Here is a 21704-nt window from a genome sequence, read left to right as displayed (position 1 = left end):
TAACCAATTATCCTTAACAACCTTTCTTCTCTCTCCCTCCACATGTTATATCGGTATATTGTCAAAGATTCTTTAGAATATTTTACATATTTAGGCGATATTTTTATTAGATACTTATATGTGGGTCTATTCATGATGGCTATTCCCGGGCCTCGCCTTTGCCCCTCTGGATGACGAGCGTCCGGCTAGCCTGGTCTGCCGAATCAACCAAGCTGAACACCGACATTATCCGGTTCATCAGCTTGAACTGGTCCTCTTCGGTCCGGTCGCAATAGACCACGAAATGCGCTATGCCCTGCCGGTTGTCAATACCGCTCAAGTCTTTGCCGGCCACGTAATGTCCGGCCCGGTTATCCGGCGTGATGAATCCAAATGCCAACCCGTCCTTACGCTTGAGTACGGACCAGAATGCCTCCGGGCAATCCACCCGCCCGGAGCCGACCTGACCAGTCTGGTAATTAGAAAACAAATACTGCCCTTTTTCGAAGTTATCACCAAGCCCATTATTAAAACACTGGTTTAATCCGGCATTAGATAAAATATCCACTACCGGCAGGTCTTCATAAAATGTATATTGCCGGTAAAATCCGCCCGGCGCGACGGCCCGGTAGCGAGCCATCAGCGGCCCAACCGCCTCGGATTCCAGTTTGTAGCCGCCCTTATCGCCTCCCGACCCCAGCAAAACCCCGGGCGCTTCCAGTATGGCGCCCTTTCCGCCCAGTACGTTCAGGCTGCTGAATATCCCGGCGCCGATATCGCGGACATGCCATCTTCTGATGACGCCCTCCGCTTCCGGTTCCAGATAAGCCCTTATCCTCTCGTTTTTGACGCCATTGTCCCCGGATGGTTTAACCTGTAAAAGATTGTACGACTGTTCAGGTTTGGGCTGCTTGTTGTCAACATCAAAATAGATATAGAAATACCTGGTAGTATTCATATAAGCCTTCCCCCGAAGCGCCCAGTAAACATTGACCCGCGCGCTGTTCCGGGCGTCAAAGCCCGGCTGCTTATCGACCTGGCAGGGAGCCTCGCCCAGCGGCACGCCGGCCTCGTCATACTCCACCACCCGGATTGAATCCAAATCCAACCCAGCCTCCGGCTTTCGGCGCTGTACGCCCACCGGCAACCCGCGCACCTCGGGAAAGGCCTCGGATAAAAGCTGGCTGAAATCAAGGCTGACCTCGACCGGGCAGGCAAACTGGTTGGCGCCCAACGGCTCGCGGGTAACTTTGTTCTCCAGCCTGACAAATACCCGGTAAGGCCAGTCCTTTTGCCACCAGACAAACCTCTTGGCCACCTCCTGCCCCGGCATAATTACCTCCGGGTTAACCGCCCGGGCCGGGAACGATTTAAGCATAAAACCTATTTCCGCAGAAGATGCCAAACCGGCTCTTCCGGAAATCATTACTGCTTCCAGAATGTTTTTTAATTTAGCCGACTTATCCTCAAATAGTTTTACCAACTGCGCATAGTTATCATGTGATTTTTCATATTGACCGCTCATAAAACCATTGCTTATTGATTGTATCGCAACGGTCTTTTCGCGCAATAAGCGCAAGGTATTAATATATTCATTTATTACCCTCTGGTAATTGATTTTTTCCAGCTCAGTAAAATACAAATCATTATATGCATTTGCTACGACATGGCTCATCAGAAATTTATATGCCAGGTATTGCCACTGCTCAGCCACATATTTCCAAGTGTTGATATATTGTTTATGGCTATGCGCCCTTGCCTCCAACCGTCCCAACAACTTCTGCGCTTCGCCGGCCAATCTGACCACCTCGTCCAGCCGGGCGTTGAACTCCGGCACCTCCAAATGGAAATCGCTGGCAAAGGGGTCTTCATAGAGTCGGCTGACCACATCGTCCGGAAACCCCAGCAACCGGTTGCATTGGTTAAAAATATCAGCCACCTCGAAACCGGTATCGGTATCAATCCCGAATAACGAGCGCGAGAACCGCGCCGGGAACGAGCCATAATCCGCCTTGTCCGGACCCCAAGCGCATTCGGCCGCCCAGAGCACGTTGAGCCAGTTGGCCTCAAAGAACTCCGGCCCGGGCCGGCGCCAACCCAGTTCCAGCACCACGCCCAGCACCGGTTTGCCCGACTCGACAAACGGCACGCCAACCCGGCAAAATTCCAGAATACTGTCCCTGGCGTCATCTATTAACGGGAATATCCGGCCCTCGGCGTATCCTTTCGGGCACAGGAACTGCCCCAGCCCGGCCTTGCCAATCGCCTCGATGGATGAACGGTAACGCTTCGGGTCGCGGGTATTATTCATTATCACCGATTTGTCCGGTATCCGGGTCAACAGCTCCTGGTATTTCAGGAACATCTCGCCCCAGAACACCGGCGTCTTGTAATAAATCCGGGCTAGGTGCATCACCCGCTGGATGTGCGTATTAAATTCCAGCATGCTGTCGGTCGAACTGCCGCTAACCTCATCACCGCAGTTGAAATGCAAGTACTTGGACTCAAACGCTGGCACCGCCTTCTCATAAACCTGCTCCAGGTAATCGTAATAATCCTCCTGCCGCGGTGTTACCGACCCGTCCGGTGATTTAAGCGGAACCCCGGACTGGATATTGCCGATAAGCTCAATGTTATGCGCCTTGGCGTCGGCAGATACTTCCCGGATTTCGTCCGGAGTCAGGATATCCAGCGTTGATTCCACTGAGAACGTCAGCAGGTTCATCTTGTATAAAGCCAGGGTCCGGATGATGTGCTTGAACTGCTCCACGGTCGGGACGGCGTTATGGCTGATATCCATCTGTACGCCGCGGTATTTATAAATCGGGTAATCGGTGATGAAAACCCCCGGCACCAGCGCCTGGATACCCTGTCTCGTTATCAACTGGCGAAGCGTCTGGGCCGCGTAGAAAACTCCCTCAGGGTCATTACCCAAAAGCATCACCGCGTTCTGCTCCACCGACAACAAATAGCCCTGTGGTTCGAGCGCGTCGTTGACAACAACACCCCGCTTGACGGCCCGCTCGTTAACACCCTTATCGCGCTTGGGCACGCCCAACACTATAGAATTAGGCCTGGTCCGGGCATCGAAATCATCCAGCTCCACCGGCACCTTGACGCCGTAATCAAATTCCAGGTCTATGCTTATCTGCTCGGCCGCCCGGCGCTCCAGTCCGGTGCTGGTGCTTTCCAAAACTATCCGCCAGTCCGGGCTGATGGCACAGCCGTTATTCCGGTAAGTTACCTGCCTGGGCCGGGGAATGACGTTGATTTGTGATTTACCAGATTGACTGTCTGCCGGAGCGGATGACAAATCGCCGCAGCAGGAAATGATAACAAGTATGATTAGTAGTGCTTTACGCATTATGATTTAACGGGACGGTTAGAACTACCAGCGGATAACCGCTGAAGCCCAGGTCAGCCCGCCGCCGAACGCAACAAGAACCGCGATGTCGCCCTTCTGGAGCTTGTCGGCCCGGGTGACTTCGTCAAACGCTATCGGCACCGACGCCGACGAGGTGTTTCCGTATTTATGGATATTAACGAAGACCCGTTCCATAGGGAAGTTCAGCCGCTCGGCCGCCGCTTCCAGTATCCTCAGGTTGACCTGATGCGGCACAATCAGCTTGATGTCGTCCATGGTCAGCCCGCATTCCTGGACGGCTTTGCGGATCAGGTCGGACATTTTGGTCACCGCGAATTTATATACCTCGCGGCCTTTGAGCTTGACGCAGTGCCCGCGTTCGTCTACGGTTTTGTGACTGGGCGGGTTCCGGCTACCGCCGGCCGGCTGGTAGAGTAAATGGGTGCCGTTGCCGTCCGCACCCATATAGGTGTAAATTATCTCGTGTCCGTGGACCGTGTCGCCCGAATGCAGCACCACCGCGCCGGCCCCGTCGCCGAACAATACGCAGGTGCCCCGGTCTTTATAATCGGTAATCCGGGTGAGCGACTCGGCCCCGATGACCAGGGCGTATTTATAATTACTGCCCAGCATCAGCCTCGTGCCTACGCCGAAACTATACATAAACCCGCAACAGGCGGCTGAAATGTCGAAGGCCGCGGCGTTCTTGGCGCCCAGCCGGCTCTGCAAGTAACAGGCCGTCGACGGAAAAGGATGGTCCGGAGTAACCGTGCCGATGACTATCACATCCAGCTCCTCGGCTTTTATCTTGGCCGCCTCCAGCGCCTTTTTGGCCGCCTCAAAGCACATATCCGACGTGGCCATCTTCTCGTCTATCATCCGGCGTTCCTTGATGCCCGACCGGGTGACTATCCACTCATCGCTGGTATCGACTATACTCTCGAAATATTCGTTGGTCAGCACCTTGGACGGCACAAATGAGCCCGTCCCTATGATGCCTACTTTTCGGATTTTATTCATAGGCGGCCATTATACTCACGAATGCCTAATGTCAAGAAGATTTTATGTTATTATCTTGATTTCTGATAAAACCTTGCTTTACTACCAGCCTCTATGACAGACTTCCTGCTGGAACTGGGTTGCGAAGAAATCCCGGCCGGGTACATCAATCCGGCCCTGGAGCACAGCCGTAAATACCTGGCCGGATATCTCGGTGAAAAACGGCTCAACCCGGGACAGATCACGGCCCTGGCCTCACCCCGGCGCCTGGCATTCTTCGTGCCCGGACTGCCCGACGCCCAGGAGGATATCAACAAGGAAATACTCGGCCCGTCCGTGACCATAGCCTTCGACCATAACAACGACCCCACCGCCGCGCTCTACGGCTTCTCCAAAAAGAACAACGTCCAGCCGCATCAGGTCAAGATAAAAGATTCGCCCAAAGGCAAAATCTGCTACCTCCAGATAAGCATCAAGGGCGAAAAGACCGAAAAGCTCCTGGCCGACGCCGTGGCCGGACTGGTCAAATCAATACCATTCCCCAAATCGATGTGGTGGCTGGCCTCCAAAGAAGGCGGCAAATCGCTCACCTTTGCCCGGCCCCTGCGCTATATACTGGCTGTATTCGGCGCAAAAACGCTCAAGATAGAACTGTCCGGAGTGGCATCGGCCAAAACATCGGCCGGCCACCCATTCTATACCGGCAAGCCGGTGGACATCAAATCATCCGACCCGGCCAAGTACAAGGACGCCCTGCGCAAGGCACGCGTCATCGTCGACCCGGCCGAGCGCAAGGACATCATCCTCAAAGGCATCCGGGACATCGCGCAAAAGTGCGACGCCGTCTGCGACGAGCCGGCTCTGCTCGACGAGGTCACCCATCTGGTCGAGTTCCCATCCATCATCGAGTGCTCGTTTGACGAGTCGTTTCTGAAGATACCATCGGCCGTCATCGAATCGGCTATGAAATCGCACCAGCGCTATTTCCCGCTCAAGGATTCCAAGGGCAAGCTCCTGCCCCGGTTCGTGGTGGTCAGCAATAATCCCAATAATAGCCCTCTCATCAAGGAAGGCAACGAGCGCGTGCTCCGAGCCCGGCTGGCCGACGCCGTCTTCTTCTGGGAAAACGACCGTAAAATACCGCTGTCCGAATACGCCCAACGGCTTGAATCCATCACCTTCCTAGGCAAACTCGGCACTATGAAAGAAAAGTCGGCCCGCCTGAAAGAGCTGTCCGTATTCCTGACGGCCGAACTCAACTGCCAGGCCGCCGAGAAGACCGCTGCCCGGGCCGCCGAGCTCTGCAAGGCCGACCTGATGACCGGTATGGTCGGCGAATTCCCCGACCTCCAGGGCATTATGGGCTATGAATACCTCAAAGACTCCGAACCCGGCGTGGCCCTGGCCATCAAGGAGCACTACCAGCCCCGCTTTGCCGGCGACGCCTTGCCGCAAACACCGGCCGGCATCTGCCTGTCGCTGGCCGAGAAGTTCGACAACCTGGCCGCCTGCTTCATCAGCGGCCTGATTCCCACCGGCTCCAACGACCAATACGGGCTCCGGCGCCAAGTACTGGGCATCATCAATATCGTCGTCAAAAATAACCTCAGCCTGTCGCTCGGCAAGGTCTGGAAAAAAATACTCCCGCTTCTGGTCGAAACCGGCCGTCCAAAGGCCCCGGAACTGGCCAAGTCGCCTTATCCGGGAGCCCAATCATTCTGGACCAACGTAGCTAAGGCCGGCAACCCGTCCGACGCCGACATCCAGGCATTCAAAACCGATATCACCAAGTTCATCGAACAGCGCTGCTACCAGATGGCCGTCGAGGACGACGCCATCCCGCACGAAATCTTCAACGCCGTAATCATCCCGCACGGCATAGACAACCTGATTGACCGCTACCAGCGGATAAGAACGCTCCACAAGCTGTCCCAAGAACCCATCTGGGGCGAGCTGGTCGAGGTGGTCGAGCGCACCCATAACATCGCCAAAGGCGCCTCAAGCACGGGCGGCATCGACGAATCACTGCTCAAGGAAAAGGAAGAGCAGGAATTGTACGCCGCCTATAAAGATAACAAGGACCAAATCGCCCAACTGTCCGGCCGGGCCGACTACGAAGCCGCCTCGCGCTTATTCCACAAAACATTTGCCCAGCTGGCCCACACATTCTTCGATAAGGTCTTCGTCAACGTCGAAGACAAAGCGCTCCGGGACAACCGCATCGCACTCAACCGAAATATCAACCGGCTCTATTTTGACAACATCGCCGACCTGTCGCAGATACCTCGTAAAAAGTATTAGTGACACTTCGAGTGTAACGAGTTAGTGTCACTTATCCCCGAAGCGCAGCGAAGTGGGATTAGTGCGAATTACTGTCACTTATCCCCGAAACGCAGCGAAGTGGGATTACTGACAGTACGCAGCCTCCTGTAAGGACTTATCCAGTGCAAATATTAATACAATTGTGATTTGCACTGAAAAATAGCCCACAGATTTAAACACGAAAACTCTCCTGCTTTCCTGGACTCCTTATTAAATATCTTCTTCGTGCCCTCCGTGCCTCTGTGGCTAAACTAATCCGCCTTATCCGCTCAATCCGCGGTTACTGACTCGAATTACTTGCTTCTTCGCTCCAAATAGGCTATATTATATACACTTAAATAAAAGGAGGCCTTATATGAAATCATTCCTGTGTCTATTAGCCCTGGCAACAGCACTGCTGATTTACCCGTCCGCGCCGGGCGTCTCCGCCCCCAAGCCGGCCGAAAATAAACCGGCCGAGGAAACCGAGCAGGACAAAATCAACAAGGCCGTGGACCGGGGAGTGGAACTGTTGTTAAAACAGAAATTCGGCCGCGGCTCGAGCGAACTGGAACTGGTCGTGCTGACCCTGTCCCACTCCGGACTGAATGAAGACAACCCCAAATTCAAGGAATTGGTCGCGTCGATGCTTCAGAAAAACGAGCCGCAGGTCTATCCCGTCTCGCTCCGGGCCATGGCCCTGGAAAGCATCAACCGGGTCAAATACCAGGAGCAAATCGCCGACTGCGCCCAATCCTTAGTCAACTACCAGGCAACCAATGGGCAGTGGGGCTACGACGCTATGTTCCGCAAGGGTAAGGACATCAAGCCGGTGGTCACGCCTGACCCGCCCAAGGTCATCGAGGTCATCTCCGACGCGGCTGTGCCGGCGCCCCAGAGAAAAGACAGCAAAACCGAATCCAAAAAGGAAGACAAGCTCAAAAGCTACGCCGTCAACCGCAACAACCCCAAGCGCCCGCCCTCGGGCGATAATTCCAACACCCAGTTCGCACTGCTCGGGCTTAGGGCCGCCGCCCGGGCCGGCGTAGCCATCCCCAAAGAAGTCTGGGAGGACTCGGCCAAATGGTGGATAAAAGACCAGGAAAAAGAAGGCGGCTGGGCTTATTCCTACGGCACCACTTTCAAAGGCTCCCCCTACGGCTCGATGACCGTGGCCGGCATCTGCGGCCTGGCCATCTGCAAATGTTACCTGGGCGAGGACTACAAGAACGACCCGATCATCAAAAAGGCCATGGACTGGCTCAGCTCCGGCCTCAACTTCAGCGAGAACACCGGTTGCGGCAAATTCGTCTTGTTCTTGGATAAAACAACCTGGCTCTATTATTATATCTACGGTGTTGAGCGGGTCGGCGCCATAATGGATACCGATAAGCTCGGAGAAAAAGACTGGTATAAGATGGGCATCGAATATCTGTTGGCCAGCCAGGCCCGGGATGGTTCCTGGAACAGCTCCATCGACGACCGGTTCGGATGCACCTCCATGGCCGACACCTGCTTTGCTCTGATGTTTCTAAGAAAAGCCACGCCGGTGATGAAGACCAAGACCCCCAGCCCGGAAGAAAAGAAGATAGAAACCCCGGATAGCGGGAAGTAAACAAAATACAAAGTCGCAGAGGCGCAAAGCGAGCAAAAACTAAAAATAAAGCTATTGTCTTTTTCGTGTAACTTCGTGATTTCGTGGTAAAAGTATGAAGAAATGTCCTTTTTGCGCTGAGGAAATACAGGACGAAGCCATCAAGTGCCGGTACTGCGGCGAGTTCCTGAACAAGGTAAAATGGTATTACAAGACCAGCACCCTGATACTCGGGTTCCTGTGTGTCGGTCCGTTGGTCCTGCCACTAATCTGGCTCAATCCGCATTACAACAAATGGCTGAAAATCGGCCTGACCATTGCCTGCCTGGTAGCCGGATATTATATGGGCCTGGCCGTGATGGACTCCATCCGGATACTCAAAGACCTCTCCCGCGACCTAAGACAACAAGGATTATATTAGTGGCACTTATCCCAACACGAAGTGTTGGGGCTAGTGACACTTCAAGTCCCACCCAAAGGCGGGATAAACTCCGCGAGTTATACTCTGGCAGTTTGAGCGTTAGCAAATTATCTGCCAGGTATCCTCGGCTGTAACTCATTACATTCGAACAGCCGATGGGGCCAGCACTTATCCAGCGACCCTAGGGAGCTGGGTTAGTGACACTTCGAGTGTAACGAGTTAGTGTCACTTATCCCCGAAACGAAGTGGAGCGGGATTAGTACGAGGCGTAAAACAGGGTACCTCCCCCCTCCTCCCCACTATCCCCCTAGTAGTATGCCCCATACCCTCTAAGCGTATACCCCATACCTTAAGCTTATTAACCCAATACCTTAAATTTATTAACCCAATACCTTATACTTATCAACCCAATACCTTAAGCTTATTAGCCCAACATCTTATACTTATTAATCTAATAGCTTATGGATATTAATCCCATAGAGGAATAAGGTATGTCAAAAAACCGTTAAAATGTAAGATTGGGGTAAAAATGGGTGTTTTTTAGAAAAGATGCCTTGGAATACCCGTATTTACTGCTCTAGGAAATAAAGTGTCCTTACCCATGATGGTTCTTATAAAGACCCATCAGGGTCTAAGGGCAGGGGGCTTCGCTCTGTCATCGGATACCACTATCAGTGGCCTCAGAGCTCTCAGCGGTTTAATTCCCTCATCGGGATTAACCTATTTCGGTTGGGCCGCTTCCCGGCGGTGCTTGAGCAAGGCGCTCTGTCAATCCGTAGATGCGCCCGCTCTTTTTATTTTGGCCCTATAAATTATGGGCTAATATCGCCCGGGGAACCTCGGAATAATCACGGACGGCTAAATAATATTCCTTTATCTTTAAGCCGGAGGCGATTCTTTTTAACCTGTTTAAGTCGGAATTATCGCCTTTTATCTTGGCTTCAAACGCGGTCTTCTTGTTCAGGATAAAATCCACTTCCGGCCCTTTATATTTTTCGTAGTAGTTTAACGGGCCGTATTTTTTCAGGTTCAGGAAAACGGCGTTCTCAAAAACGGCGCCTTCGGTCAGACGGCCCAAATAGTTAAGCAACCCGGTATCGCAGAAATAGACCTTCTTTGCGCCCCGGACCTCTCCGTCAATGCCGCGGGAAAAGGGACTGAGCACGAATATGAAATAGGTCTTTTCCAGGAAGTTCAGGTAGGAATAAACCGTTTCCCTGGCCAGCCCGACTTCAGAGGCAATCTTACTGATTTCCGTTTTTGAGCCCACCCGGCCGGTCAAAAGCAGTATCAAATCCCTGAGTTTTCCTAATTCCTTGAAGTCCGATATGGTCTTTACGTCCTTTTCAAAATACGATTTGAAGACATCCTCTAATATTTGCCTCTTTACGGCCCGGTCCGGCTCGGCCACCACGGCCGGGAAACCGCCGAACTCCAGATACTCGTTATAAAACTTCTTGTGCAGTTCAAAAGCCACCTTATTCTTGCCTTTTGCCCCGGCTGAGAAACTGCTGAATATCCTGGTCGACTTTTCCTTGAACACCAGGAATTCTTCAAAATCCAGCGGGAAAAGCTCGTAAACCGCTTTTCTGCCGGCCAGCGATTCGGGAAAAAGATTTTTAAGGTAGTAACTGCTTGAGCCGGTCAGGAAGAACTTGATGTGATAATGGTCAAAAAGATACTTGATGGCCTTGACGATATTCGGGGCAACCTGCACCTCATCTAAAAAGACATAGGATTTCTTGCCTAATGAGAATCCGGCTTCCTGCAGGTTGGCAATGATATTATCGAAATTATCCTCTTCAAATATCTTCTGATTGAGCGGGTTTTCCAGGTCCAGAAATATTTTATGCGGACTTTTGATTTCCTGGAATATCCGGCGCATCAGGGTGGTTTTGCCGACCTGACGCATGCCGGTTAAAACAACAACCCGGGGTAGGTTAATCTCTTTCAACAACTGCCCGGACAGCCTTCTTTCGTATATCTTCATGGCTCGTGATTATACAGGATGTTTCAAAAGTGTCAATATATACCAGACAAAATTGGTATTAATTTGATAGCCATATTTATCCTGTCTGCTTCGCCTGTCCCCGCTAGTTCGGAAATACTCACTACAAGCAAAATCCGCTCGCCTGCCTCAGGCAGGGGCAGACGCCCGCGCTAACCTTACTTCGGCTGGGCCGCTTCCCGGCGGTGCTTGAGCAAGGCGCTCTTCAGCGACGGGTTGTTCAGGGCCAGTATCTGCACGGCCAGGTAGCCGGCGTTTTCGGCTCCGTCCACGGCCACGGTGGCTACCGGGATGCCTTTGGGCATCTGGACCGTTGACAGCAGAGCGTCCAGCCCGTTCAGGGCGCTGCCGGAAAGCGGGATGCCGATGACCGGCAGGACGCAGTTGGCGGCCACCGCACCGGCCAGGTGCGCGGCCATGCCGGCCCCGCAAATCAATACCTTGATGCCCCGCTGGTCGGCCTTCTGGGCGTAGTCGGCCACCTCTTCGGGCATGCGGTGAGCGGACAGGGTCTTGAACTCATATTCAACCCCAAAGTTCTTCAATACTTCAATGCATTTGTCCATCCTGGCCGTGTCGCTTTTACTGCCCATCAAAATTCCTATTTCCATATTTAAAATCTCTGGCGCCGAAGCGCCATGGTCCCGAAAGCATTCGGGACCACTTTCTTTAGTAAGCTGATTTAGCAGATTTAGCGGAAAACTAATTTATACAAATATTTTCGGCTTAATCCGTTCAATCCGCGTACCTACCTAATCATTACTCCATCAACGCCGCCAGGTGCGCTTCGATGCACAGCGGCAGGTCACTAAGGTTATATCCGCCTTCGAGGCTGGAGACTATCCGGCCTTTGCAGACGTCCTTGGCCAGCGCTTTGGCGATGCGGGTCAGCTGGCCGTAGTCGGCGATATTCAGGCCCAGCCCGCCCAGCGGGTCGTTCTTGTAAGAGTCGAACCCGGCCGAGATGAATATCAGCTCGGGCTTGAAAGTCCTTAGGTGCGAATCCAGCACTTCGCGGAACTCTTCGAGGTATTCGCCGGGCGAGACGTCGAACGAGAGCGGCAGGTTGATGGTGTAGCCGACGCCCGGGCCATGGCCGACTTCTTCGGCGTCGCCCGAGCCGGGGTAATACGGGGAGCGGTGCATGGAGAAGAACAGCACCGTATTGTCATCGTAAAATGCCTCCTGGGTGCCGTTGCCGTGGTGCAGGTCCCAATCTATGACGGCGACTTTTTTAAGCCCGTGCTTTGCCTGGGCGTAGCGGGCCGCGACGGCCACGTTGTTGAACAGGCAAAAGCCCATGGCGTGGTTCTTGGTGGCGTGGTGTCCGGGCGGCCGGACCAGGCACAGGGCGTTGGACTGGGGCGTTGACAGGACGGCGTCGACCGCGGCCATAACGCCGCCGGCGGCATAGAGGGCCGCTTCATAAGACCGGGCCGAGACAACCGTGTCGGCGTCGAGGTAGCGCTGGCCCGATTCGCAGAAGTCCTTGAGCATCTTGATATAAAATGGGTTGTGCACCCGGGCGATTTCCTCTTCGGTGGCCGGACGGGGCGGCACCTGGCTGAGTTTGCCCCAGAGCTTGGTGTTTTTCAGGTATGCCATGGTGCGCCGGAGCCGCTCGGCGTTTTCCGGATGCTCGCCGGTATCGTGCTCGAGGTAGATATCGGAATAGACTAAATGTGTTTTCATAGCGCTTTACTTCGGCAGTTGGAGTGGTCCCGAAAGCATTCGGGCCCAGGCTTACTGCCGAGTATCCTCGGCTGTTCCCGCTTCGGCGGGACGAACAGCCGATGGATAAGGAAATTTCTTAACATTTGTCCGGGCAAATACAACAAAATCAGCAAACTGATTTTTCGGGCCGCCAGCCAGCGGATAATGATTTTTACGGGCCGGGCTTGACGTAAAAGTCTTGACTAAAACAAATAGAAAAGGTAGAAAACGGTTTATATTTATCTATAAAGGAGTCTACTGCTATGGATGAAAAAATTCTGGTTCAATGCAACGGATGTCCGGCCCAGTATAACGTAGCCAAGCTCCAGCCCGGAGCCAAGTTCAAATGCGCCAAGTGCGGCACCATCAATATGGTTCCGGATTTAGGAGCGCCTGAAGAAGCTCCGGCAGAACAAGAACAGGCCCCGGCTCCGGCGCCACAGCGTCCGGTTGCGCCGCCCAGGCCAACCGCGTCAGCTCCGGCCGCTCCTAAAATCGGCACCTCCAAGATAAAAGTCAATATCGGCCCTAAGAAGACCAGCAAGTTCTCCAAACCCGTCACGGCAAGAACAGCCGCGGCCGGCGGAGAGGACAACGATATGGGCGGCATCCAGGTCAAGAAAAGCAACAAGAAGTTATTCATCATCATCGGCGCGGCCGTAGCGGTGATTTTAATCATCATTATAATCGCCATGAGCGGAGGTCCGAGCAAGGAAGAGCTTGCGGCCCAGGAAAAGGAAGCCCAGAAGACCGAGAAGAAGGATAATAAGAAGGAAGAAAAAAAGGTCATCAGGAGAACGGCCGATGACACCGACGAAGGCGCCGAGGAAAAGAAGACTGAAGAGAAAAAAGCCGAACCGGTCAAGGAAGAAAAGAAGGCTCCCAAGAAGGTCAAGTTTGCCGATTTCGTAGACGCCGACGTCAAGAAAGAGATATTTGAGATTCTGCAGAAGATGCCCAACCAGAAAGACGACGAGTTCAAACAGAACTCAGACGCCATCAAGGCCAAGGGCGAGAAGGCCATCCCGGTATTGATACTGGCCATCGGCATCACCGAAGACACCGACGACGCCAAGCGGATAGGCTCTTTTGCGTCCGATATCCTCAGAAAAATGGCCAAGTGGGAAGACGCGCCCAACGTCAATCCGATGATCGGAAAAATACAGATGAACGACTTCTGCGAGGACTGGAAGGAATGGTACCTGGAAAAATACGGGCCCAAGGAAGATACCGACAAGTAGAATAATTAGAATGTGAGCTGTAGGATGTCAGGAAAAACCACGGCCGCCACACCCAATGCGGCCTTTATGCAGGATATTCTCAGGGAAACCGGCGTCAACGCAAACCTGTGCTACCAATGTCGCAAATGCTCGGCCGGATGCCCGATGAGCTGGGCGATGGACTATTCCCCGGCCCAGATTATACACGCTATCCGGCTGGGACTTGAAGACAAGGTGCTCAGCTCCAAAACGATGTGGCTGTGTTCGGCCTGCATGACCTGCTCGACGCGCTGCCCCCAGGAAGTGGACATAGCCCGGCTGATGGACGCCTGTAAAATCATCGCCATACGCAAGGGCTACAAGTCACCCATTTCCAGAGTCCGCAAATTTAACAGTGCCGCCATGCGCAATGTCATGTGGTTCGGCCGGATGTACGAACTGGGCATGATCGGCGACCTGAAACTGCGCACCCTGGAATTCTTTACCGACGTCGGGCTGGGCATAAAGATGCTCCTCAAGGGCAAGCTGTCCATCATACCGTCCCTGTCGCTGTCCCGGAGCATAACCACCTGGAACATTTTCTCCAAGGTCAAGGCCAAAGACAAGGAGGCGCACCGATGAAATACGGTTATTATCCGGGTTGTTCGCTTCATTCGACCAGCGCGGAATACGATATCTCGTTCCGGGCCATAGCCGAAAAGACCGGCATCGAGCTGACCGAAGTACCTGGCTGGGTCTGCTGCGGAACATCGCCGGCGCACGCGACTTCGCACCTTTTGTCCATCGCCCTGCCCATCAAGAACCTGGCGCTGGCCGAATCGTCCGGGCTGAATGATTTAGCCGTGCCATGCGCGGCTTGTTTCTCACGGTTCAAGATTGCCATGCACGAAACCGGCAAGGACGCCAGGCTCAAAGCCGATGTCAAAGAGGTTACCGGCGTGGAACTGCAGGGGAAAATCAAGGTGGTCCATCCGCTGGAGATATTCGACGCCATGGACCCGGCCAAAGCCAAGGAGCTGGTCAAGAAAGACCTGTCGCACCTGAAAGTGGCCTGCTATTACGGGTGCCTGCTGACCCGTCCGCCCAAGGCCATGGCCTTCGATGACTGCGAATATCCCATGTCGATGGACCGGATTCTGGCCAAGTTCGGCGCCAAGACGGTGGACTGGTCGTATAAAACCGAGTGCTGCGGCGCGACATTCGCCCTGACCGAAGTCGACGCGGTGCTGAACCTGACCCATAAGATACTGGAAAACGCCAAGGCGGTCGGCGCCAACGCCATCGCCGCGGCCTGCCCGCTGTGCCAGTCAAACCTTGATACCCGGCAGGCGGAAATCGAAGCCAAATACAACACCAGTTATAATCTGCCGGTCCTGTATTTCACCCAAATAATCGGGCTGGCATTGGGAATAGAGCCCAAGAAACTGGCGCTGTCCAAGCATTTTGTGCCGGTAGAATCGGTATTGTCATCCGTAACCGGATAGGATTTATATTTTTGGGGTAGTTTGTGACATTTGTAACGAATTACGAGGACTGATATGAACAACGGCAATAAAATCGGCGCGGTCATGGTGGTGGGCGGCGGCATCGGCGGGATGCAGGCGTCGCTGGACCTGGCCGAATCCGGTTATAAGGTTTACCTGGTCGAGCAGTCGCCGTGCATCGGCGGAACCATGGCCCAGCTGGACAAGACGTTCCCGACCAACGACTGCGCCATGTGCACCCTGGCTCCGCGCATGGTCGATGCGGGCAGCCATCTTAATATCGAAAAGCTGACTTATTCCAACGTCCAGGCCATCGAAGGCGAACCGGGCAATTTCAAGGTGCGCGTCCTGCAGAAAGCCCGCTCCATCGACCCGGCTAAATGCACCGGCTGCGGCGTCTGCACCGAAAAATGCCCGGTCCAGAAACGGGCCAACGCGCCGCGCTCAGAATACGACGCCGGCATCGTGGCCCGGCCGGCCATCTATATCCCCTTCCCGCAGGCTATGCCCAAGATACCGGTGATTGACCGGGCTCATTGCCTTTATTTCCAAAAAGGCATCTGCCGGGTGTGCCAGAAATCCTGCGAAGCCAAGGCCATCGACTTCGACCAGAAGGACGAGACCAAGGAAATCAGCGTCGGCGCGGTCATCCTGGCGCCGGGATTCGAGCTGTTTGATTCCAACCTCAAGAAAGAATTCGGCTTCGGCCGCTACCCCAACGTGGTTTCATCCATCCAGTTCGAGCGGATACTTTCCGCGTCCGGCCCGTTCCAGGGCGACCTGCTCCGGGTGTCGGACAAGAAGCATCCGCGCAAGATCGCTTTTATCCAGTGCGTCGGCTCGCGGGAAACGGAACATAATTTCTGCTCCTCGGTCTGCTGCATATACGCCACCAAGCAGGCCATCATCGCCAAAGAACACAGCCCGGAGCTGGACTGCCATATTTTCTACATCGATATCCGCGCCTTCGGCAAGGGGTTCGAGCAGTATTACGAGCGGGCCAAGGAAATCGGGGTCAAGTACACCCGCTGCCGCCCGTCCAGCGTCAAGGAGGTCCCGGCCAGCAAGAATTTGGCGGTCAATTATTTCGACGAGGCCAACCAGCTGGCTAACGAAGAATTCGACATGGTGGTGCTGTCCTGCGGGCTGATGCCGCCGGAATCGATAAAGGAGCTGACCAAGATATTCAATATCGAGACCAATAAATTCGGGTTCTGCACTACGACCACATTCACTCCGGTCGAGACCAACCGGCCGGGCATTTACGCCTGCGGGCCGCTGACCGAGCCCAAAGACATCCCGGAAACGGTGATGCAGGCCTGCGGCGCGGCGTCCAAGGCGATGGGACTGCTGGCCGAAAGCCGGGGCACGCTGATTACCAAGCGGGAATTCCCCAAGGAAAACGACGTGTCCGGACAGGAGCCGCGCATCGGCGTGTTCGTCTGCCACTGCGGCAAGAACATCGGCGGCGTAGCCGACGTGCCGTCAATCAGGGATTACGCCAAGACGCTGGCTAACGTGGTTTACGCCGATGATAACCTTTACACCTGCTCTTCGGACACACAGAAGAAAATCAAGGATAAGATAAAAGAGCACAACCTCAATCGCGTGGTGGTGGCGGCCTGCACGCCCCGGACGCACGAGCCGCTCTTCAAGAACACCTGCCGCGAAGCGAACCTGAACCCTTATCTCTTCGAGATGGCCAACATCCGCGACCAGAACACCTGGGTGCATATGTCCGAGCCGGCCAAGGCCACCCAGAAAGCCAAGGACCTGCTCCGGATAGCCGTAGCCAAGTCGCGCCTGCTGGAACCGCTCAAGAACCGATTCCTGGATATCGAGCACGACGCCCTGATTATCGGCGGCGGGATAAGCGGCATGACCGCGGCGCTGGAACTGGCCAACCAGGGGTTCACGGCGCATCTGGTCGAGCGCTCGGCCGAGCTGGGCGGCAATATGAAACATCTGTTCTATTTAATCGAGGAAACCTGCAACCCCCAAAAAGAGCTGGCCGCAACCATAAACAAAGTCAGGACCAATCCCAAGATAAAACTTTACACCTCATCGAGCATCAAGACTGTCGAAGGCTCGATGGGTAATTTCAAAACCACCATCCAAACACTCAAAGGCGATGTATCCTTCAAGCACGGCATCATTATCGTGGCCACCGGCGGCGAGGAATACAAACCCAAGGAATACCTTTTCGGACAGGACGAAATGGTCATCACCCAGGTCAAGTTCGAGGAAAAGATAGCCCGGATGTTAAACATCGGGGCGGCCAACCCGACCCAGGCGGACCTAGCCAAGGTCAATTCGGTGGTAATGATACAATGCGTCGGTTCGCGCAACGAGGAACACCCCTATTGCAGCCGGATATGCTGTTCCATGGCCGTCAAGAACGCCCTGAAGTTCAAACAGCTTAAACCGGACGCCAATATCTACGTTTTATACCGCGATATGCGGACTTACGGGCTAAACGAGGAATACTACACCACGGCCCGCCAGCAGGGCGTAATCTTTATCCGATACCCCGAGGAAGATAAGCCGGAGGTGGTCCGCAAGAACGGAAAGCTGGCCGTAACCACCCACGACCCGATGCTCAACGAAAATATTACCATAGAAACCGACCTGTTAGTGCTGTCGGCCGGCAACGTGCCCGAACCAACTAACGAACAGTTGGCCCAGCAGTTGAAGGTGCCGCTTAACCAGGATAAATATTTCCTGGAAGCGCATATGAAACTCAGGCCAATCGATTTTGCCACGGATGGCATCTATTTATGCGGCCTGGCCCATTCTCCCAAGAACGTGGATGAAAGCATCATCCAGGCCGGCGGCGCGGCGTCACGAGCCTCGACCATACTGGCCAACAAACAGGTTGAACTGGACGGCATCGTTTCCGAAGTGGTTGATAAATACTGCGACGGGTGCGCCTACTGCATCGAATTATGCCCATACCACGCGCTGACCCTGATTGAATATACCCAAGACAACTCCGTTAAGAAGAAAATAACCCGCGACCAGGCGCTCTGCAAAGGCTGCGGCGTCTGCCAGGCGACCTGCCCCAAAGGAGGCATCGTCATCAACGGGTTCAAGCCGGAACAGCTGGCCGCTATGATAGATGCGGCGCTGGAAGTATAACCCAAGGAGTTTAATATGGCTGAGACAACGATTAAAAACACGGCGGCTGAGACTAAGTTCGAGCCTCTTATTGTGGCCCTGTGCTGTAACTGGTGCTCTTATGCCGGGGCCGACCTGGCCGGCACCTCGCGCGTCCAGTACCCGACCAATATCCGGATTATCCGGGTGATGTGTTCGGGTATGGTCCATCCCGGCATGGTCATAGACGCCCTGACCAAAGGCGCGGACGGCGTGCTGATGCTGGGCTGCCACATCGGCGACTGCCATTACCTGGAAGGCAATTATAAAACCCAATCGCGCAAAGAGGCGATTGAGATGATACTGGACGATATGGGCATTGAGCAGGGGCGCTTCCGGCTGGAATGGGTTTCGGCCTCCGAAGGCCAGCGCTTCGGACAGGTGGTCACCAATATGGTCGAACAGGTCCGAAAACTCGGGCCCAGCCCTTTTAGAAAAACTAAATAGAGGATAAATTTATGCCTGTCAGAGTATCCGAAGAATGGCTGAATATTTGCGGCGGATGCGAGGTCACCATCCTTGATATCGGCGAACCGCTGCTGGACCTGCTCCCGCATCTCCAGTTTGTCCATATACCGGTGCTGGCTGATAATAAATATTTCGGCCAGACCGGAGAGAAGACCAAGATGGAACTGCCCCAGGCCGACGTGGGCATCATCTCCGGCGGCGTCCGCAACGAAAAGGAACTGCACGTGGCCGAGGAGATGCGCCGGACCTGCAAAACCGTCATCGCTTTGGGCTCGTGCGCCTGTTTCGGCGGCATACCGGCGCTGGCCAATATGAGCAAGCTCAGCGACGTCTGCGACAAGATTTTCCGCGGTTCGGTTACCACCGAGTCTGGCCCGACGCCCTCGGAAAACCTGCCGCCGATGCTGGAATCCGTCAAGGCGCTGGACGAGGTCATTAAGGTTGACCTGGCCATACCGGGCTGTCCGACCTCGCCGGAACTGGTAGCCCAGGCGCTAACCGCTCTCCTGCAGGGCAAGCCGTTCAAGCTGGCCGACAAAAGCGTCTGCGACGAATGCCCCACCCGGCGCGAGAAAAAGTCATCCGACATAAAAATAAGGCGGCCGCTCGAACCGCTTAAATTCGACCAGTCATCATCCTGGGACAAAACCCGCTGTTTTCTGGAACAGGGCGTCCTGTGCCTGGGCCCGGCCACCCGGGCCGGCTGCGCCGGCATAACCACCGAAGCGGGCGAGACCAAGGTGCCCCGGTGCATCAAGGGCTATATGCCCTGCCGCGGCTGTTTCGGCCCGGTCCGCGACGGCGCCAACCCGCTGGTTGATATGATGACCGCGATTTCTTCCATCGGCCTGGACCTGAAACAGATTCCCGACCGGCGGGGATTATTCCTGCGCTATGTCGGTGCACAGGGTAGGTTGAAACCGTTGGCCGAGAAAAAATAATAAAGTCCCGCAAAAAAGAGGGATAAGGAGATACACAATGGGTAAAACTATTACCGTGGCCCCGGTTTCCCGGATAGAAGGCCACTGCAAGATCACCGTCCAGCTTGATGATAACGGCAACGTCGCCGATACTTTTGTAAATGTAGTCGAGCTCCGGGGCTTCGAAAAATTCTGCCTGGGCCGGCCGGTCGAGGAACTGCCCCGGATAGTCACTGCCATCTGCGGCGTCTGCCCCTGGTCGCATCACCTGGCTTCGGCCAAGGCCTGCGACGCCGTTTTCGGCGTCACGCCGGCGCCGACCGGAAAAAAGCTCCGCGACCTGTGCAACAGCGTGGCATTTACCGAAGAGCATATCCTGCACTTTTTCTTCCTGAGCGGTCCTGATTTCGTGATGGGGCCGGACGCCGACCCGTCCATCCGCAACGTCATCGGCATCGCCCAGGCCAACCCGGAAATCGGCAAAGCGGTGGTCCGCAACCGGCATCTCGGCTCGCGCCTGCTCAATATCATCTCCGGCAAATCCATCCACCCGGTCACGGCCGTGCCGGGCGGGTTCTCCAAACCGCTGACCGAAGACGAGCGCAAGCACTGCCTGCCCATGGCGCAGGAAGTGCTGGAATTCGCCAAGTTCGCCATCAAGTTCGCCAAGGAAAATATATTTCCCAAATACCTCGATGTAGTCAAGACCCTGGCCGTAATCAAGACCGGATTTATGGGCACGGTCGCCCCGGACGGATCGCTCAACTGCTATGAAGGCAAGATCAGGCTGATGAAGCCGGACGGCACCTATGTCGATTTCGCCTACGACAAATACACCGATTACATCAGCGAAAAGATTCTCAACTGGTCCTATTTAAAATTCCCCTACGCCAAGAGCTGGAACGAAGGGTTCTCAATGGACCTGGACAACCCCAAAGGCATCTACCGGACCAACACCCTGGCCCGGATAAACGTGGCTGAGAAAATGGCTACGCCGCTGGCCCAGAAAGAGTTCGAGGAATTCCGCAAGAACTTCGGCCGGCCGGTCCAGCTGACGATGTTATACCACTGGGCCCGGCTGATAGAACTGCTTTACCACGCCGAGCATATGGTCGAGCTCCTGAATGATAAGGACATCACCGGCAAAGACACCTGGACCAAGGTAACGCCAAGAGCCGGACGGGGCGTCGGTTGTGTCGAAGCTCCGCGCGGCACGCTCATCCACGACTACACCACCGACGAACAGGGTATGGTCACCAACTGCAACCTTATTGTCGGCACCACCCATAACAACGCGCCCATAAATATGTCCGTCAAGCAGTCCGCCAAGCTCCTGATTAAAAACGGCAAATACGACCAGGGCACGCTCAATCGGCTGGAGATGGCCATCAGGGCTTATGACCCGTGCATGTCCTGCGCCACCCATAAACTCGACGGCTCACTGCCGGTCAAGCTGACGATTCTCGACTCCACCGGCAAGGTAGTTGATACACTAATAAACTAAAAAAACTGAATTATGTCTTAAGCCCTCCACCAAGAACCGGAGGGCTTATGTTTTTATGGAAACTATTCCAGAATATTATAAGAAAGAAATCCTGGTCTTGGGCTGCGGGAATATCCTCTATAAAGACGACGGTTTCGGCCCGGCCGTGGCCGATTACCTCAACTGCAATTACCGCATCCCGGATAACGCGGCGGCCCTGAACCTGGGCCTGAGCACCCGCGGATTCATATTTGATATGCTCCTGTCCGAGGAAAAACCGCGCCGGCTGGTCATCGTCGACGCCATGACCGTGCCTGGCCGCAAGCCGGGCGAGGTATTCGAATTACCGCTGGACGGCTTGATTAAAGAAAAGATTGATGACTTCTCCCTGCACCAGGGGCCGACATCAAACCTGTTAAAAGAGTTGCGCGATATCTGCGGGCTGGAGGTTGTGATCATCGCCTGCCAACCGCAGAATATTCCCGGGGAAATGCAGTCTGGCCTGTCCGAACCGGTGCGTCAGGCTGTGGTTAAGGCCAGCCAGATAATATTCGAACGCTATTTAAACGCTATTTAGATACAGCGTCCACAGGG

At 54.5% G+C, this 21704-nt stretch carries 16 protein-coding genes; 11 read left to right on the top strand and 5 right to left on the bottom strand.

Features of this window, described 5'->3' with window-relative positions; translation table 11 throughout:
• Positions 1–139: 139 nt before the first annotated feature.
• A complete protein-coding gene (locus tag WC980_05485; protein ID MFA5794504.1) occupies positions 140–3343 on the bottom strand; it encodes a glycoside hydrolase family 20 zincin-like fold domain-containing protein in 3204 nt (1067 codons plus the stop codon).
• A 24-nt stretch (positions 3344–3367) separates the two neighbouring features.
• A complete protein-coding gene (locus WC980_05480; protein ID MFA5794503.1) occupies positions 3368–4363 on the bottom strand; it encodes a beta-ketoacyl-ACP synthase III in 996 nt (331 codons plus the stop codon).
• Positions 4364–4456: 93 nt separating this feature from the next.
• On the opposite strand from WC980_05480, the gene glyS reads away from it, so the two are divergent.
• The 3 genes from glyS (at position 4457) to WC980_05465 (ending at position 8658) form a co-directional block, all read left to right on the top strand.
• Positions 4457–6643 (top strand): glycine--tRNA ligase subunit beta, encoded by a 2187-nt coding sequence (glyS, locus tag WC980_05475; GenBank protein MFA5794502.1) that lies wholly within the window; start codon positions 4457–4459, stop codon positions 6641–6643.
• Between the two features lie 376 nt (positions 6644–7019).
• On the top strand, positions 7020–8258 hold the full coding sequence (locus WC980_05470) for a prenyltransferase/squalene oxidase repeat-containing protein (GenBank protein MFA5794501.1): 1239 nt from the start codon (positions 7020–7022) through the stop codon (positions 8256–8258).
• Positions 8259–8352: 94 nt separating this feature from the next.
• Complete coding sequence (locus tag WC980_05465) at positions 8353–8658, top strand: zinc ribbon domain-containing protein (GenBank protein MFA5794500.1); 306 nt, start codon at positions 8353–8355, stop codon at positions 8656–8658.
• A gap of 805 nt (positions 8659–9463) precedes the next feature.
• On the opposite strand, the gene WC980_05460 is transcribed toward WC980_05465, so the two are convergent.
• The 3 genes from WC980_05460 to WC980_05450 form a co-directional block, all read right to left on the bottom strand.
• Positions 9464–10648: an ATP-binding protein gene (locus WC980_05460; GenBank protein ID MFA5794499.1), complete on the bottom strand. Its 1185-nt coding sequence runs from the start codon at positions 10646–10648 to the stop codon at positions 9464–9466.
• Positions 10649–10824: 176 nt separating this feature from the next.
• Positions 10825–11277, bottom strand: coding sequence for a 5-(carboxyamino)imidazole ribonucleotide mutase (purE, locus tag WC980_05455; protein ID MFA5794498.1), 453 nt, complete (start codon positions 11275–11277; stop codon positions 10825–10827).
• Between the two features lie 148 nt (positions 11278–11425).
• A complete protein-coding gene (locus tag WC980_05450; protein ID MFA5794497.1) occupies positions 11426–12358 on the bottom strand; it encodes a histone deacetylase in 933 nt (310 codons plus the stop codon).
• Between the two features lie 284 nt (positions 12359–12642).
• Here WC980_05450 and WC980_05445 point away from each other — a divergent pair, with 284 nt between their 5' ends.
• Genes WC980_05445 through WC980_05410 form a run of 8 tightly spaced genes read left to right on the top strand, consistent with a single transcriptional unit; the run spans position 12643 to position 21687 of the window.
• A complete protein-coding gene (locus WC980_05445) occupies positions 12643–13620 on the top strand; it encodes a hypothetical protein (GenBank protein MFA5794496.1) in 978 nt (325 codons plus the stop codon).
• A 24-nt stretch (positions 13621–13644) separates the two neighbouring features.
• Complete coding sequence (locus WC980_05440) at positions 13645–14220, top strand: 4Fe-4S dicluster domain-containing protein (GenBank protein MFA5794495.1); 576 nt, start codon at positions 13645–13647, stop codon at positions 14218–14220.
• Positions 14217–15083, top strand: a complete 867-nt coding sequence (locus tag WC980_05435) for a CoB--CoM heterodisulfide reductase iron-sulfur subunit B family protein (protein ID MFA5794494.1) — start codon at positions 14217–14219, stop codon at positions 15081–15083. The genes WC980_05440 and WC980_05435 overlap by 4 nt, the downstream gene beginning before the upstream one ends.
• Before the next feature lie 54 nt (positions 15084–15137).
• Positions 15138–18221, top strand: coding sequence for a CoB--CoM heterodisulfide reductase iron-sulfur subunit A family protein (locus tag WC980_05430; GenBank protein MFA5794493.1), 3084 nt, complete (start codon positions 15138–15140; stop codon positions 18219–18221).
• A 15-nt stretch (positions 18222–18236) separates the two neighbouring features.
• Positions 18237–18686: a hydrogenase iron-sulfur subunit gene (locus WC980_05425; protein ID MFA5794492.1), complete on the top strand. Its 450-nt coding sequence runs from the start codon at positions 18237–18239 to the stop codon at positions 18684–18686.
• Between the two features lie 11 nt (positions 18687–18697).
• Positions 18698–19648 carry a methyl viologen-reducing hydrogenase gene (locus WC980_05420; GenBank protein MFA5794491.1) on the top strand — a complete coding sequence of 317 codons (951 nt, stop codon included), beginning with the start codon at positions 18698–18700 and terminating at the stop codon, positions 19646–19648.
• 37 nt (positions 19649–19685) lie between these two features.
• Entirely contained in the window at positions 19686–21131 is a 1446-nt protein-coding gene (locus tag WC980_05415) for a Ni/Fe hydrogenase subunit alpha (GenBank protein MFA5794490.1), read from the top strand.
• Between the two features lie 55 nt (positions 21132–21186).
• Positions 21187–21687 carry a hydrogenase maturation protease gene (locus WC980_05410; GenBank protein MFA5794489.1) on the top strand — a complete coding sequence of 167 codons (501 nt, stop codon included), beginning with the start codon at positions 21187–21189 and terminating at the stop codon, positions 21685–21687.
• Positions 21688–21704 lie beyond the last annotated feature (17 nt).

It is taken from the genome of Candidatus Brocadiia bacterium (assembly GCA_041658285.1).
In the GTDB taxonomy this organism is placed as follows: domain Bacteria; phylum Planctomycetota; class MHYJ01; order JACQXL01; family JACQXL01; genus JBBAAP01.
Note: the sequence above shows the minus strand (reverse complement) of the source record. Positions and strands in the feature narration are given on the sequence as shown.

Excerpts from the sequence above, each read along its gene's own strand:
- purE (MFA5794498.1), bottom strand. The coding sequence starts at position 11,277 with ATGGAAATAGGAATTTTGATGGGCAGTAAAAGCGACACGGCCAGGATG.
- WC980_05435 (MFA5794494.1), top strand. The coding sequence starts at position 14,217 with ATGAAATACGGTTATTATCCGGGTTGTTCGCTTCATTCGACCAGCGCG.
- WC980_05460 (MFA5794499.1), bottom strand. The coding sequence starts at position 10,648 with ATGAAGATATACGAAAGAAGGCTGTCCGGGCAGTTGTTGAAAGAGATT.
- WC980_05440 (MFA5794495.1), top strand. The coding sequence starts at position 13,645 with ATGTCAGGAAAAACCACGGCCGCCACACCCAATGCGGCCTTTATGCAG.
- WC980_05420 (MFA5794491.1), top strand. The coding sequence starts at position 18,698 with ATGCCTGTCAGAGTATCCGAAGAATGGCTGAATATTTGCGGCGGATGC.
- WC980_05450 (MFA5794497.1), bottom strand. The coding sequence starts at position 12,358 with ATGAAAACACATTTAGTCTATTCCGATATCTACCTCGAGCACGATACC.
- glyS (MFA5794502.1), top strand. The coding sequence starts at position 4,457 with ATGACAGACTTCCTGCTGGAACTGGGTTGCGAAGAAATCCCGGCCGGG.
- WC980_05470 (MFA5794501.1), top strand. The coding sequence starts at position 7,020 with ATGAAATCATTCCTGTGTCTATTAGCCCTGGCAACAGCACTGCTGATT.
- WC980_05485 (MFA5794504.1), bottom strand. The coding sequence starts at position 3,343 with ATGCGTAAAGCACTACTAATCATACTTGTTATCATTTCCTGCTGCGGC.
- WC980_05425 (MFA5794492.1), top strand. The coding sequence starts at position 18,237 with ATGGCTGAGACAACGATTAAAAACACGGCGGCTGAGACTAAGTTCGAG.
- WC980_05430 (MFA5794493.1), top strand. The coding sequence starts at position 15,138 with ATGAACAACGGCAATAAAATCGGCGCGGTCATGGTGGTGGGCGGCGGC.
- WC980_05480 (MFA5794503.1), bottom strand. The coding sequence starts at position 4,363 with ATGAATAAAATCCGAAAAGTAGGCATCATAGGGACGGGCTCATTTGTG.
- WC980_05445 (MFA5794496.1), top strand. The coding sequence starts at position 12,643 with ATGGATGAAAAAATTCTGGTTCAATGCAACGGATGTCCGGCCCAGTAT.
- WC980_05410 (MFA5794489.1), top strand. The coding sequence starts at position 21,187 with ATGGAAACTATTCCAGAATATTATAAGAAAGAAATCCTGGTCTTGGGC.
- WC980_05465 (MFA5794500.1), top strand. The coding sequence starts at position 8,353 with ATGAAGAAATGTCCTTTTTGCGCTGAGGAAATACAGGACGAAGCCATC.
- WC980_05415 (MFA5794490.1), top strand. The coding sequence starts at position 19,686 with ATGGGTAAAACTATTACCGTGGCCCCGGTTTCCCGGATAGAAGGCCAC.